This is a genomic window from Aureimonas phyllosphaerae, assembly GCF_047943035.1.
Taxonomy (GTDB): Bacteria; Pseudomonadota; Alphaproteobacteria; order Rhizobiales; family Rhizobiaceae; genus Aureimonas; species Aureimonas phyllosphaerae.
This window is the reverse complement of record NZ_CP181348.1, coordinates 1508757-1522716: the sequence shown is the minus strand read 5'-3', so window position 1 is coordinate 1522716 and position 13960 is coordinate 1508757. Positions and strand designations below refer to the sequence as shown.

Below are 13960 nucleotides of genomic sequence, written 5' to 3'. Positions count from 1 at the left end.
TTGCTGGATGTCAGCGTGCGGCCGCGGGAGCGCGGCGACGCCGTTGCTTGTTCGCTCAGTGACGGCGGACCGGGTGCTCCGGCCCCGCCGACGGCATGCGTCGTCATGGATGGGGATTCGTGCCGATCCGGTCGCCGACGCCGCGGCGACCGTCGTCGGACGGGGACGGTGAGCGACGCCATCGGACTCGGACCGCCTCGCGGCCGCGAGGGCTCGGCACGGTCGGTCGGGCCTCTCGAGACGGCTCAGGCGGTCTTTGGGGGACGCTTCGGGCCGGGCGGCAGGATGCCCTTGCCGTCCTGGTACAAGGTTGGGGCGGGATCGGCCTCGAGGGCCACGCGGACGAAGCCGGGCGGCGCCGGGAACGGCAGGAGGCTGGTGCAGGACTTCCCGCAGCAGGACATGCCAGACGTGTCGCCGTCGGGCTTGTGTGCCCCGCCATGGGCATGCGTCGACGGACTCGGCGCGCAATCGGCGGCCGGATGGTCGTGGACGCTCACGCCGGCCGTCGCCGTTCCGTGCCCGGCGAACGCGGCGACCGCAACCAGGGACAGGATGACGACGAGACTACGCAGGCATGCGCCGAGCATGGGACGTTCCGACTTCCGATCCGTCGAGAACAGGCGGCGGCGGAAGGAGTTCCATTCGATCGGCACGAGGTGCGAGGAACGACGACCCAGGAGTGGCCGTATGCGTGTCTCCGGTGGGGCCATCGGGTCTCACTCCCGTCCAGCGCGGTAGAAGACCCCGGGGGCGGTCGACACGTCTCCGAACGACAGGACGTCGGACCGGGCCTTCGGGTCTTGCCATGCCGGGCGATCCCGCTGGCATGCCCGGTGCCGCGATGCCCGCAACCCTCGGCCTGTCGACATGAGCCTGTCGACGCCATCCATGGGCACGTGCCCTTCAATCACGTAGCCGCCGATCCTGGCCGTGTGGCAGGATTCGACCGCCTCCAAGACGCCGAGCAGGCGCTTCTGCCTTGCCATGTCATCTCGTTTGCTCTCGCCCCGACGTGCTTCGTTCTGCTCACAATCTGGAAGGCGCCGCCGTGGCTGGTCGTGCCCTTCGGTGCGCTGGGGGCGTGGCGATCGGGGTTTAGTAACTCAGACTGCGGAACGGCCGCTTTCGGGTTTCTAGTGAACCCCGTCGAACGGCGAGCTTGGGTCGGTCGGGGTCGGTGTATACGTGTCAATTAATGTAGCACACCCTCAGCATGTTGTGGCCGCCGGCAGCCGCGACCTCGAGGGCCCGGCGGGCGGCCGCCTGCCCGCGGATTTCGGCCATGTCGGGGAGGTCGGCGGCGGATGCGCGCACGGCGGGTTCGGGTCGGCCGAGCACCTGCGTGCCGCGGAAGTGGTTGGCGATCTGGATCAGGCTGCGCGCGGCGACGATCGGCATGTCGACGCTCGCCCAGGCGGCTTCCGGACCGCCGGCCTCCGGGCAGATCAGGCCGAGCGACAGGTCGTGGGCCGCCATCGCCGCCGGCAGGACGCCCGCGACCGGCGAGACCGTTCCGCCGAGCGAGAGTTCGCCGAGGACGAGGTAGCCCGCGAGTTTCTCGGCGGGCAGCGCGCCGAGCGCCGCCATCAGCCCGAGGGCGATCGGCAGGTCGTAGTGCGAGCCTTCCTTCGGCAGGTCGGCGGGCGCGAGGTTCACCGTCACGCGCTTGGGGGGCATCGACAGGCCGGACGCGTGCAGCGCCGCCTGGACGCGCTCGCGGCTTTCCGCCACCGCCTTGTCGGCGAGGCCGACGATCTGCATTCCCATCTTGCCGGGCGCGACCATCACCTCGACATCGACCGGAATGGCGTCGACGCCCTGGAAGGCGACGGTCCTGACGCGCGAGATCATGCCGGCCCGTTCCCCAACGCCTGTCGCCCCAATCCTTTGAAGATTAGCGAAGCGCCGCAGCGGCGACAAGAACGAGGCGGGAACAAACACCGTCCTCCACAACTCCCGCGCGTTTTCGCTCGGTGTTCGACGGGTCAATGGCGGGACACGCAAACTTGACCGGACGAAGTGCTTGCCGGCCACAATCAAACTACTAGGCGGGCCCGGTCGCCGCTACAGGTCGCTCTCCTTCGACCTCCCGGGATTTCATCTTTCGTGTTCAAACCTCTCGCAGCGGCAGGCCTTGCGCTCCTGCTCGCCGGCTGCGCCCAGCCCATCGTCAAGACCACCGGCCCGCTGGCCATCACGCGGGTGGACATCAATACCGCCCCGACGCTGAAGGCGCACACCGATCTTCTGCCGCAGGTGCGCCAGACCGTGCCCACCCAGCTCGTCGGCGCCCATCCGGGCAAGCCGGCCGTGCTCGACCTGACGCTGGTCGACGTTCACTACAAGAACCCGGTCGCCTCGCTTCTCGCCGGCGATTCCAATCACCTGACGGCCAAGGGCGTGCTGCGCGCGGAGGACGGCACCGAGATCACCCGCTTCGACGCGCGCACGTCGGACCAGGGCGCGATCAACGGCATCGCCGGCGCGGTGATCTCGGTCGCGCAGGACCGTGCGCGGGTCGACCGGGCGATGGCGCGCGAACTCGCCAAGGACCTGGAGCGCCGCATCTACGGGAAGGTGACCCGCGAGCCGGCGCAGCTGGAGCTCGCGCCGAAGATCGGAGCGCCGGTGGCCCCTCCGGCCCCCGCAGCGGCGCCGGCTCCCGCGGCACCCCGCGTCGGCGCGCCGAAGCCGCTGGCGAAGGGCGCAGCGGGCGTCTGACGGCTCCGTGCAGAAACGAAGAAGGGCGCCCCGAGGCGCCCTTTTTTGTGGTCAGTAATCGCGGTCGTAGCCCTCGGGATCGAACGGGCCGGCATCGGTGCGTTGCCAGCGCGGGGGGCCGTCCTCGTAGCGGTCGCGCCGGTCCTCCCAGCGCTGGCGCCGTTCCTCGCGGCGCTCTTCCCAGCGGTCCCGGCGTTCGTCGCGGCGCTCCTCCCAGCGGCGGTCGTCGCGGCGCGCATAGGGCGGGGGCGGCGGGCCGTCGCGCCAGTCGCGGCGCGGCGGACCACCGCGGTCGAAGATGCGCGGACCGTAGATGCCGTCCCAACGCTGACGCTCGCGATAGAAGGGCCGGTCGCGGTAGTAGCGATCCCAGTAGTCGCCGAACGAGTAGGTGACGACCGGCGCGCCGATGTAGCGCACCGAGCGCTCGCCGGTGTAACGCACGCCGCCGCGTACGAAGGCGAGGTAGTTCGACGACATCCAGCCGCGCTGGCCGTAGAAGTCGACGTCGCACCACGAGCGGTTGGCGAGGCACCCGTAGACGCGCACGTCCTCGCCGCCGCGCACCACGTTGACAGGCGGATAGGCGGTGGACGGGCCGGCGCGCAGGTTGACGTTCGTGGTCGCGATGGCGGTTGCGGCGGTGGCAGTGCCCGGCACGAGGAGGGCACCGATCAGGAGGGCGGATTTCAGGAAGGTCAGGCGGGGCATGGGAGCCGTCCGGTCACAAGGCTTCGATGAACGCATTCAAGCACGGCGCGGTCGAACGGTTCCCGAACGCCGCGTTCATCGGGCGTTCAGGAACGGGCTTCAGCGCTTCGCCTCGACGGCGTCCCAGTAGAGCGCGGCGATGTCGGCGCCGCCGAAGCGCTTCACCTCGCGAATGCCCGTCGGCGACGTCACGTTGATCTCGGTGAGGTAGTCGCCGATCACGTCGATGCCGACGAACACCTGGCCGCGCTCCTTCAGCGTCGGGCCGATGCGCGCGCAGATCTCGCGCTCGCGCTCCGTCAGCTCGGTCGGCTCGGCGCGCCCGCCGACATGCATGTTGGAGCGCGCGTCGGTCTCGGACGGCACGCGGTTGATCGCACCGACCGGCTCGCCGTCGATGAGGATGACGCGCTTGTCGCCCTTCCTCACGTCCTTCAGGTAGCGCTGGACGATGAAGGGCTCGCGGAAGAGGAGCGCGAAGGTCTCCATGAAGGAGGAGAGGTTGCGGTCCTCCTTCGTGAGGTGGAAGACGCCGGCCCCGCCGTTGCCGTAGAGCGGCTTCATCACGATCTCGCCGAACTCGGCGCGGAAGTCGGCGACCTCTTGCGGGTCCTTGGTGATGATCGTCTCCGGCATCAGGTCGGCGAACTCGGTGACGAAGATCTTCTCCGGCATGTTGCGCACCCAGGCCGGATCGTTGACCACCAGCGTCTTCGGGTGAACCCGCTCCAGGATGTGAGTCGAGGTGATGTAGTTCATGTCGAAGGGCGGGTCCTGGCGCAAGAGCACCACGTCCATGTCGGCGAGGTCCACCTTCTCCTGGGCCCCGAGCACGAAATGCTTCCCCTGCTCCTCGACGAGGTTCAGCGTCTCGACGCGAGCCGTCGCGCGCCCGTCGCGCAGCGAGAGGCGGTCGGGCGTGTAGTGGAAGAGCTGGTGCCCCCGCCGCTCGGCCTCCAGGCACAGGGCGAAGGTCGAATCGCCCTTGATGGTGATTCCCGACACATGGTCCATCTGGACCGCGACCTTGAGCGACATGGCGGCTTCCTCGGCTGGAAAGGGCGTCTTCTCGCGCGAGGTAGCGGGGATGGGCGCGCAAGTCCACTTGGGGCGTGCCATTGCTGGCGGCGCTCCGCCGTCCCATCTCCTGTTCCCGAACACACGATGGAGCCTCAGCGATGATCCTGGCCTCGGCTGGCCGCGCCCTCGGCGACGTCTTCTCACCGCCCTTCCGGGCCGCGCTCTGGAAATCGCTCGGTCTCACTGCCGTCGTCCTCGTGGCGCTCTGGTTCGCGGTGCGCTGGCTGTTCGAGGCCGAGGTGATCCCGTTCTTCTCGCAGTTCTCTCCGGACATGCCGGCCTGGGTCGACAATGCCGGGACCCTTGCCGGCTGGGCGGCAGGCATCGCGCTCGCCTTCCTTCTCGCCTTCCTGATCGCACCGGTCTCGGCGGTGATCGCGGGCCTCTTCCTCGACGACGTCGCGGAGGTCGTGGAGCAGGGCGACTATCCCGGCCATGCCGTCGGCCGCGCGCTGCCGCTCGGGCGCTCGATCGTCCTGTCGGTCAAGTTCTTCGGCGTCGTGATCCTCGGCAACCTCCTCGCCTTCGCGCTGCTTCTCGTGCCGGTGGTCAATTTCGGCGCCTTCTTCGTGATCAACGGCTACCTTCTCGGCCGCGAGTATTTCGAGTTCGCAGCGCTTCGCTACCGATCGGAGGAGGAAGTCCGTGCACTTCGCTCGCGCTACGGCGGCACGGTCTTCGCCGCCGGCCTGCTTCTGGCGGCCTTCCTGGCGGTGCCGATCCTGAACCTTCTGACCCCGCTCTTCGCCGCGGCGATGATGGTGCATCTCCACCAGCGCGTGTCGCAGCGCGAGGGCGGCCTGCCGATCGACGGCGTCACGCCAGGCACGATCGAAGGCGCGCCGGGCGTCGCGGCTCAGCCGCCCGGACGCTTCGCCCCCGGCGGCAGGGGCTGAGGCCCCGGCGGGGCGTCGGGCAGGGCGACGAGCGGCGCCGCCGTCTCGCACCACTTCTCGTCGGCCCGGCAGAGGTCGGCGATGATGCAGACCGCGCAGTCGGGCTTTCGCGCCTTGCACACGAAGCGCCCGTGCAGGATCAGCCAGTGATGGGCGTGGCGCAGGAACCCGTCCGGGATGATCTTGAGGAACCCGTCCTCCACCGCCTCCGGCGTCTTGCCGGGCGCGATCTTGATGCGGTTGCCGATGCGCAGGATATGCGTGTCGACCGCGAGCGTCTCCTCGCCGAAGGCCGTGTTCAGGATGACGTTGGCGGTCTTTCGCCCGACGCCCGGCAGGGCTTCGAGGCTCGCCCGGTCGCGCGGCACCTCGCCCCCGTGCTGGTCGCGCAGGATTTCCGATAGCCGCTGGACGTTCTTCGCCTTGGTGCGAAAGAAGCCGACCGACTTGATCGCCTCGCGGATCTCGTCCTCCCCGAGCGCCGCCATCGCGTCCGGCGTCGAGGCGCGCGCGAAGAGGCCACGCGTCGCCCGGTTGACGCCCGCATCCGTCATCTGCGCCGACAGGACCACGGCAACGAGCAGCGTGAACGTGTTGACGTGCTCGAGTTCAGAGGTCGGGTGCGGGCGCTGGACCGCGAGGCGGCGGAAGATCTCGGCCACCTCGTCCGGCGTGTAAGGGATCTTCGGCGCCTTCGCGCGCGCCTTGGCACGGACGGCCTTGGCCACGGGTGCGGCCTTGCTCGCGCCCGTCGATGGCGCTTTTCGCGCGCGCTTGGTCGCAGGCGCTTTTTCCGCCATGGTCAGAGCCCTATTATCGCCTCGGCAGCTCGGGGAGCCGCCGCCCATTGGAACGGATCCAGCCTGCGAGGCAAGACGCAGATGACCGACAGCGCCGATCGCACCGTCTTCCATGCCCTTCTGACGCCTTACCGCTCGCTGGGAAAGCGCGGCTTCAACGTGACCATGGCCCTGTTCGGAGGCTTGAGCCTCCTGTCGGGCGCGGTGTTCGTCTCCCACGGCGCCTGGCCGGTCGTCGGCTTCTTCGGGCTCGACGTCCTGCTCCTCTGGGTGGCGCTCAGGGCGAGCTTCCGTTCGGCCCGCGCGTCGGAGGAGGTCCGCGTGTCGCGCACCGAACTGACCATCCGCAAGACCTCGCCGCGCGGCGCGGTGCAGGAGGCCCGCTACAACCCGTTCTGGACGCGCTTCCTCGTTCGCCGGCACGAACTGGCCGGCGTCACCCACATGGCGGTCGCGGGCGAAGGGCGGCAGACCGAGATCGGCGCCTTCCTCAATCCGGAGGACCGCGAGAGCTTTGCGGAAGCCTTCAACCGCGCGCTCAACGAGGCGAAGCGCGGCTGACGCGGGACGACCGGGAAAACGGGTGGCCGCGGGATCGGTCATGGTCCATCGTCGCGTCGAAGATGACGCGCGGAGCGATCCGATGACCCACCACTCGCCCTCCCCCGGTCCGGCCGAGCCGTTCGACGGCCTCGCGGAGGTTCCCCCGCCTTCGGACTATCCGCTGGTGCGCACGGCGATCGAGTTCATCTCGGCGGAATACCGCAGCCAGCCCTCGCTCGACGCCGTGGCCGAGGCCTGCGGGGTGACGTCCCAGCGGCTGGAAGCCGCCTGCCGGCGCTGGGCCGGCCTCAGCCCCAAGGCGTTCCTCCAGGCCGTCACGATCGATCACGCCCGGCGCCTTCTCGGCGACGGGCTGCCGCTTCTCGACACGGCGATCGAGGTCGGCCTGTCCGGTCCGTCGCGCCTGCACGACCTTTTCGTGAAGCACGAGGCGATGAGCCCCGGGCTCCACAAGGCGCGCGGAGAGGGCCTGTCCCTGTCCTACGGTTTCGCCGACACGCCCTTCGGCCGCGCGCTGGCCGTCTGGACGGTGCAGGGGCTGGCGGGTCTCGCCTTCTCGGACGAGGAACGCGGCGGCGACGCGCACGCTCTCGCCGATCTTCTCGGCCGCTGGCCGCGGGCCTCCAGCGTGCGCAACGACGAGGGCGCGGCCCGGCGCCTCGCGCGCGTCTTCCGGCCGGACGAGTGGGGCGCCGGCGCGCCGCTGCGCATCGTCCTCATCGGCACCGACTTCGAAGTGCGGGTCTGGGAGCGGCTCCTCGCGATCCCGTTCGGCGCGGCGCACACGTATTCGGGGATCGCCGCCGAGATGGGCGCGCCGAAGGCCTCCCGCGCGGTCGGGGCAGCCGTCGGGCGCAATCCGATCTCCTTTGTGGTGCCGTGCCACCGCGTGGTCGGCAAGTCCGGTGCTCTCACCGGCTACCATTGGGGCCTGACGCGCAAGCGCGCGATGCTCGGCTGGGAGTTCGCGATGACGTCCGCGGGCTGATCGCCGCAGCGGGGAACCCGTCGGCGGCCCGGAGCGTCCCCCACCCCGACGACGCGCGGAGGACGACCGGCATGGACGCAGCGGTGGAGAAGGACACGGGGCACGGGGCACTCGGCGAGGCCGAACGCGCGGAGGCCTTTAGCCGGCTCCGCGAGCACATGCCGGGCCGCACCCCGAGCGCCAAGGGTCCGAAGGACCAGCCCGACCCGTTCCGCTCCGTCGTCTCATGCCTCCTGTCGGCGCAGAGCCGCGACGTGAACACGGCGGCGGCCGCCAAGGCGCTGTTCGCGCTCGCCAGGACCCCGGACGCGATGCTGAAGCTCTCGGAGGAGGAGATCGCCCGCGCGATCAAGCCCTGTGGCCTCTACAACATGAAGGCGAAGAGCATCAAACGCCTGTGCGCCGCGCTGATCGAGGAGCACGACCGCGTCGTGCCGCAGACGCGCGAAGGGCTGATGGCGCTGCCCGGCATCGGACGCAAATGTGCCGACATCGTCATGAGCTTCACCTTCGACGAAGACGTGATCGCGGTCGACACGCACGTCTTTCGCGTCTGCAACCGCACCGGCATTACCAATGAGCGCACCGCCGACAAGACCGCCGCGGCGCTGGAGCGTCTGGTGCCGGACTGGGCCCGGCGCGACGGTCATTTCTGGCTGCTGCAGTTCGGCAAGACGGTGTGCCTGTCGCGCCGGCCGCGCTGCGAGACGTGTTTTCTCAACGACATCTGCCGCTGGTTCGCCGCCGCGCGCGACGCCTGACGGCCCGCCCCGGATCAGCCGAAGGCGCTGGCGTAGGTGTCCGGCTTGAAACCGACGAGGACGGTCTCGCCCGTTTCGGCGACCGGCCGCTTGATGAGGCTGGGGTGCGCGAGCATCAGGGCGATGGCCTTCGCCTCCGTCATGTCGGCGCGCTCGGCCTCCGGCAGCTTGCGAAAGGTCGTGCCGGCACGGTTCAGGAGCGTCTCCCAGCCGGCCGCCGCGCACCAGCGCCGCAGTTCCGCCTCGCCCGGCGCCTCGGATTTGAAGTCGCGGAATCGGTGCTCGACCCCGTGGGTCTCAAGGAAGGACCGCGCCTTCTTGACCGTGTCGCAGTTGCGGATGCCGTGAAGCGTCAGGGACATGGAAACACTCGATGATGTAGGAAGAGGGCGAACCGCGTCGCCCTCCCCAGTCCGGGTTGGACCTTGAGCCGCGCTCTTACTCGATCCGGGCTCCGGCGGCCTCGACCACCGGCTTCCAGCGGGCGATCTCGGCCTTGACGTGGGCGTCCAGTTCTTCCGGCGTGCCGCCCACCGTGGTCGCCCCGACCTCGGCAAGCCGCGCCTTCACCACCGGGTCCGCGATCGCCTCGTTGGCCGCCTTGTTCAGCGTCGCCACCACCGCAGGCAACATCCCCTTGGGACCGAACAGGGCGTTCCACGTGTTCGTCTCGTAGCCCGGCACCCCCGCCTCCTCCATCGTCGGGATATCGGGGAAGTTGGCCGCGCGCTCCTTCGTCGTCACCGCCAGCGGACGAAGCGCGCCCGAGCGGATGAACTCCGTCGAGGACGGCAGGTTGTCGAAGTTGATCGGCACCGCGCCCGACACCGCGTCCACCAGCGCCGGCCCCGAGCCCTGGTAGGGGACGTGCACCATGTCAGTGCCGGTCATCGACTTGAAGAGCTCGCCCGACAGATGGAGTGGCGTGCCGTTGCCGGACGAGGAATAGACCTCCTCGCCGGGCTTCTCCTTCAGTCGCGCGACGAGCTCCTGCACCGTCTTGGCGGGGTAGTCCTTGTTGACCGTGAGGACGTTCGGCACCGTCACCAGCCAGACGATCGGCGTGAAGTCGGCGATCGGGTCGAAGGGCGGCTTGGCGTAGAGCGAGGCCGAGAGCGCGTGCGTCGCGATCGTGCCCATGAGGATCGTGTAGCCGTCGGGCTGGGCTTGACTGACGAAGGTCGCGCCGAGATTGCCGCCGGCCCCGCCCTTGTTGTCGACGAGCACCTGCTGACCGAGCGTCTCGCTCATCTTCTGCGCGATGGTGCGCGCAACGAGATCGGTCGAGCCGCCGGCCGCGAACGGCACGACCAGCGTCACCGGCTTGTTCGGATAGTCCTGCGCGGCAGCGCCGATGGCCGTGGCGGCGAGGAGCGCGAGGGCTCCGGCGATGGCGGTCAAAGTCTTCATGCAACCTCCCTTGGCGCCCGTCGGGGCGCGCGGGAGGATGAACGGCCGGCCGGCCGCCTGCAATCGCGCCGATCCGTTGATATCGATTGAATCGAGCGTTCACGCGTTTGTGTCATGTGACCCACAGGCCACGCCGCTTCCGGGAAGTCGCAAGATCGAAAGGGAGACGATTGAAACCGCCCACCTGGTGCGAAAGATGTCGGCCGAGGGCGCCCGTTGCGCCGCCGGAGTTCCCATCATGACGCATCGCCTCCTCGCCGGTCTTCTCGCCGCCACCGTCCTCGCCGCCGCGCCGGCGCTCGCCGCCGACTACGAGACCGTCGACACGAGCGAGGTCGCGATCGTCAACAATGCCGACCTCATCATCGAGCTCGGCGCCGGCATCTCGACGCAGCCGGCCTACGAGGGCGCCGACGACTACGATATCTCCGGCTACCCGATCGTCTCGCTCCAGTATCTCAACATTCCCGGCCTCTTTGCGATCGGCTCGCCGGAGGAGAAGCAGGGTGGCCTTCGCATCGGCCCCTCGTTCCGCTTCATCGACAAGCGCAACGCCAACGACTACCCGGAGCTGAACGGCACGCTGGCGCTCGACCGCAGCTACCAGCTCGGCCTTCGCGCCGGCTACGAGTTCCCGGTCTACGACACGCTCAACATCGAGGTGTACGGCGAAGCGCGCTACGCGTTCAACGAGGGCGAGGGCTTCGTCGGCGGCGCCGGCATCGACTTCATCTCGCGCCCGACCGAGCAGTGGGAGTTCAAGCTCGGGCCGCGCACGACCTTCGCCGACTCGAACTACAACAGCACCTACTTCTCGGTGCGCCCGCTGGAATCGATCGCGTCCGGCGGGCGCCTCGCCGCCTATGATGCCGGCGGCGGCTTCAAGTCGGTCGGGGCGGCCGCCTCGGCGCGCTACGAGTTCCGCCCCGACTGGTTCCTCAACGCCAACGCCGCCTACGAGCGCATGGTCGGCGACGCCGCCGACTCGCCGATCGTCAAGGTCGGTTCGGAGGACCAGTTCTTCGCCGGGTTCGGCATCTCCAAGCGCTTCTCGATCGACCTGTTCTGATCACGGCGCCCGGTCGCGTCCTGTCACCCGCCCGGCCGTCCGGGCGGGTTTTTCGTGGCCGCGATCGGGGGCGGCGGATCGCCTTAACGGCCCGTCAGCCTTCGTTAACGCCCCGTTAAATCGCCGTATTTACTCTGCACGGCCACCCATGGGGACAGGCAGGGCGCACCCGTGCTTGCGGCTTTGGCAAGTTCAGCGCGCGTTCAGGCGCTGGGCCCCACGGGTTGCATGACATCGGCCTCGAACGGCGCCGGTCAAGACGAGGGGACAGTCGCGATGGCCGCGAGGCGCAAGGGCGAGCGAATCGAGCCGAGCTTCGGCGGATCGGGCGGTGGCGAGGACGAGATCCGCATCTCGCCCGACGACCGGGCCGTCGCCAGCACCGGCCGCCCGTCGCGCGGGCGCCAGATCGACGGCGAAGCGACGCGCCGGGTCAAGGACCTCGGATCGGGCGGTCGCGGCGGGCGTCGTGGCGCGGGCGGCGGGTCGGGCGGTGGCGGTGGCAACGACGAGGGCGGTCGCGGCTTCTTCGGCGGCCGGCCGCGGCGCCGGCGCTCCTTCGTCGGGCATCTCTTCCGCCTCTCCTTCCTGCTCGTCTTCTGGGGCGGCATCGCCGGCCTCGCGCTGATCGGCTACTTCGCGATCAAGCTGCCGCAGGAGGCCTGGGCGATCCCGGACCGGCCGCCCAACGTGAAGATCGTCTCGGTCTCGGGCGACCTCCTGGCCGACCGCGGCACGACCGGCGGCGAGGCCGTCGCGCTCGACCGCATCAGCCCCTACGTGCCGCAGGCGGTCATGGCGATCGAGGACCGGCGCTTCTATTCACACTGGGGCGTCGACCCGGTCGGCATCCTGCGCGCCTTCTCCGAGAACCTTGCGGCCGGCGACACCGTGCAGGGCGGCTCGACGCTGACGCAGCAGCTTGCCAAGAACATCTTCCTGACGCCGGACCAGACCCTCCAGCGCAAGATCCAGGAAGCGATCCTCTCCCTCTGGCTGGAGACCAAGTTCTCCAAGGACCAGATCCTGGAGATGTATCTCAACCGCGTCTACTTCGGCTCGGGCGCGACCGGCATCCAGGCGGCTGCGCGGCGCTACTTCGACAAGAACGCGGACGAGCTCAACCTCATCGAGTCGGCGACGCTCGCCGGGCTCCTGAAGGCGCCCTCGCGCCTGTCGCCGGCGCGCGACCCGGAGGCGGCGCGCGCGCGCGCCGGGGTCGTGCTGCAGGCCATGCTCGAGGAAGGCAAGATCACCAAGGTCGAGTTCGACGACGCCCTCGCCTCCAAGCCCACCAAGGCGAAGAGCTTCTGGACAGGCCCCGAGCACTACGCGGCCGACATGGTGATGCGCGACCTGCCGCTTCTCGTCGGCGGCGAGATCAAGGAGGACGTCGTGGTCGACACCACGATCGACCTCACGCTGGAGAAGGAAGCCCAGAAGGCGATCGCCGGCACGATCGACCGCGCGACGCAGAACGTCACGCAGGGGGCGCTCGTCTCGATCGACGGCACCGGCGCGATCCGCGCCATCGTCGGCGGGCGCGACTACGCCGCCTCGCAGTTCAACCGCGCCGTGGACGCCAAGCGCCAGCCGGGCTCGGCCTTCAAGCCCTTCGTCTACGAGACGGCGCTGGAATACGGCGTGCGGCCGGAGACGGTGATGAACGACGGGCCGGTCAAGATCGGCAACTGGTCGCCGTCCAACTATGACAACCGCTTCCGCGGTCCGGTGACGGTGGCGGACGCCCTGATGCGCTCGCTGAACACGATCGCCGCCCAGCTCACCGCGCAGGTCGGCCCCGCCGCGGTGATCGAGACGGCCAAGCGCATGGGCATCCAGTCGCCGCTCGTCGACAACGCCTCGCTGGCGCTCGGCACGTCGGAAGTCTCGCTTCTGGAGCTGACCGGCGCCTATGCGACCTTCGCCAACGGCGGTTACCAGGCGACCCCGCACCTCGTGAACAAGGTGACGACGGTGTCCGGCAAGGTGCTCTACCAGCGCGACGACGCGGTGCCGCCGGTGATCGTCACCGCCGATATCGTCGGCATGATGAACGCGATGATGACGCGGGTCATCACCTCTGGCACCGGCCGGCGCGCCGCGCTGAAGGGCTGGCAGGCGGCCGGCAAGAGCGGCACCACGCAGGACTTCAAGGACGCCTGGTTCGTCGGCTTCACCGCCAACCTCACCACCGGCGTCTGGCTCGGCAACGACAACGGCAAGCCGATGCGCCAGGTGACCGGCGGTTCGCTGCCCGCGGACGCCTGGAAGGCGTTCATGACCGCCGCCCACGAGGGGTTGCCGGCGATGCCGCTGCCGGGCGACTACCGGATCGGCGAGCCCGGCAACCAGCCGATGGCATCGGGTTACGGCGACCGCATCATCGGCTACGACGCCGACGGCAACCCGGTCTACGAGAGCAACGAGTTGCCTGGGCCGGGCTTCGAGGGCGAGGCCTCGCAGCAGGCGACGGGCGACCTGCCGCCGGTGGCTGCGCCCGGCAGCGTCGTGCCCGGCCAGGACGGCTATGCCGAGCGGAGCCCGCGCCGCGAGCCACAATACGAGCCGCAGTACCGCTCGACGCCGGGCTATCGCGACCTGCCCACCGAGCCGGACTACGCGCGCCGGCCGCCGCCGCAAGGCGAGGATCCTTATGGCGACGATCAGTACGGCGGCCCGCCGCCGGAATACGGATACGGCGAGCCGGCCCGCATGCGCCCGCCTGCCGACATCGGTCCGCCGCGCACGGTCGGCCGCAACCAGCTGCCGCCCGATGCCGTGCTCGAAGGACCGGCGATCGCGGTGAGCCCCGACCAGCTGCCGCCCGACGCGGTGCTGGAGGGACCGGCCCCCGGCGGCCGAGCCAGCGACCGCTCGCTGTTTCGCGGCCTGTTCGGCGGATGACATGAAAAGGGCCGCCGGCGGGAGACGCCGGCGGCCCTTTCAGTTTCCCG

Annotated in this window: 14 protein-coding genes and 1 pseudogene; 7 read left to right on the top strand and 8 right to left on the bottom strand. The window is 69.7% G+C overall.

The window, feature by feature from the left end; translation table 11 throughout:
• Positions 1–245: 245 nt before the first annotated feature.
• The 3 genes and pseudogenes from ACLNGM_RS07040 to ACLNGM_RS07030 form a co-directional block, all read right to left on the bottom strand.
• The gene (locus tag ACLNGM_RS07040) at positions 246–656 is read right to left on the bottom strand and encodes a hypothetical protein (RefSeq protein WP_416357767.1); all 411 of its coding nucleotides are present in this window, start codon (positions 654–656) and stop codon (positions 246–248) included.
• A gap of 63 nt (positions 657–719) precedes the next feature.
• Entirely contained in the window at positions 720–989 is a 270-nt protein-coding gene (locus ACLNGM_RS07035; protein WP_051091529.1) for a DUF411 domain-containing protein, read from the bottom strand.
• A 217-nt stretch (positions 990–1206) separates the two neighbouring features.
• Positions 1207–1854 (bottom strand): annotated as a pseudogene (locus tag ACLNGM_RS07030) (magnesium chelatase domain-containing protein); the annotation flags it as partial.
• Positions 1855–2109: 255 nt separating this feature from the next.
• Here ACLNGM_RS07030 and ACLNGM_RS07025 point away from each other — a divergent pair.
• Positions 2110–2724, top strand: coding sequence for a hypothetical protein (locus tag ACLNGM_RS07025; RefSeq protein WP_416357766.1), 615 nt, complete (start codon positions 2110–2112; stop codon positions 2722–2724).
• A 51-nt stretch (positions 2725–2775) separates the two neighbouring features.
• Here ACLNGM_RS07025 and ACLNGM_RS07020 read toward each other — a convergent pair whose 3' ends face one another.
• Together ACLNGM_RS07020 and gshB are read right to left on the bottom strand one after the other, a co-directional pair.
• Positions 2776–3435 carry an SH3 domain-containing protein gene (locus ACLNGM_RS07020; protein ID WP_416357765.1) on the bottom strand — a complete coding sequence of 220 codons (660 nt, stop codon included), beginning with the start codon at positions 3433–3435 and terminating at the stop codon, positions 2776–2778.
• Positions 3436–3534: 99 nt separating this feature from the next.
• Positions 3535–4473 carry a glutathione synthase gene (gshB, locus tag ACLNGM_RS07015; protein ID WP_416358405.1) on the bottom strand — a complete coding sequence of 313 codons (939 nt, stop codon included), beginning with the start codon at positions 4471–4473 and terminating at the stop codon, positions 3535–3537.
• Positions 4474–4613: 140 nt separating this feature from the next.
• Between gshB and ACLNGM_RS07010 the strand changes: the two genes are divergently transcribed.
• Positions 4614–5411, top strand: a complete 798-nt coding sequence (locus tag ACLNGM_RS07010; RefSeq protein WP_090962093.1) for a sulfate transporter family protein — start codon at positions 4614–4616, stop codon at positions 5409–5411.
• On the opposite strand, the gene nth is transcribed toward ACLNGM_RS07010, so the two are convergent.
• Positions 5372–6211 carry an endonuclease III gene (gene nth, locus ACLNGM_RS07005; protein ID WP_416357764.1) on the bottom strand — a complete coding sequence of 280 codons (840 nt, stop codon included), beginning with the start codon at positions 6209–6211 and terminating at the stop codon, positions 5372–5374. The two genes, ACLNGM_RS07010 and nth, sit on opposite strands and share 40 nt — an antisense overlap.
• A gap of 81 nt (positions 6212–6292) precedes the next feature.
• Between nth and ACLNGM_RS07000 the strand changes: the two genes are divergently transcribed.
• From ACLNGM_RS07000 to ACLNGM_RS06990, 3 genes are all read left to right on the top strand, one after another.
• Positions 6293–6772, top strand: a complete 480-nt coding sequence (locus ACLNGM_RS07000) for a DUF2244 domain-containing protein (RefSeq protein ID WP_416357763.1) — start codon at positions 6293–6295, stop codon at positions 6770–6772.
• A gap of 82 nt (positions 6773–6854) precedes the next feature.
• Entirely contained in the window at positions 6855–7763 is a 909-nt protein-coding gene (locus ACLNGM_RS06995) for a methylated-DNA--[protein]-cysteine S-methyltransferase (protein ID WP_416357762.1), read from the top strand.
• 71 nt (positions 7764–7834) lie between these two features.
• Positions 7835–8524: an endonuclease III domain-containing protein gene (locus ACLNGM_RS06990; RefSeq protein ID WP_416357761.1), complete on the top strand. Its 690-nt coding sequence runs from the start codon at positions 7835–7837 to the stop codon at positions 8522–8524.
• Between the two features lie 14 nt (positions 8525–8538).
• On the opposite strand, the gene ACLNGM_RS06985 is transcribed toward ACLNGM_RS06990, so the two are convergent.
• Positions 8539–8886: an arsenate reductase gene (locus tag ACLNGM_RS06985; RefSeq protein WP_416357760.1), complete on the bottom strand. Its 348-nt coding sequence runs from the start codon at positions 8884–8886 to the stop codon at positions 8539–8541.
• 76 nt (positions 8887–8962) lie between these two features.
• On the bottom strand, positions 8963–9934 hold the full coding sequence (locus ACLNGM_RS06980) for a Bug family tripartite tricarboxylate transporter substrate binding protein (protein WP_416357759.1): 972 nt from the start codon (positions 9932–9934) through the stop codon (positions 8963–8965).
• A gap of 238 nt (positions 9935–10172) precedes the next feature.
• Between ACLNGM_RS06980 and ACLNGM_RS06975 the strand changes: the two genes are divergently transcribed.
• Together ACLNGM_RS06975 and ACLNGM_RS06970 are read left to right on the top strand one after the other, a co-directional pair.
• Complete coding sequence (locus tag ACLNGM_RS06975) at positions 10173–11003, top strand: MipA/OmpV family protein (protein ID WP_416357758.1); 831 nt, start codon at positions 10173–10175, stop codon at positions 11001–11003.
• 276 nt (positions 11004–11279) lie between these two features.
• Positions 11280–13910 carry a PBP1A family penicillin-binding protein gene (locus ACLNGM_RS06970; protein WP_416357757.1) on the top strand — a complete coding sequence of 877 codons (2631 nt, stop codon included), beginning with the start codon at positions 11280–11282 and terminating at the stop codon, positions 13908–13910.
• Positions 13911–13960 lie beyond the last annotated feature (50 nt).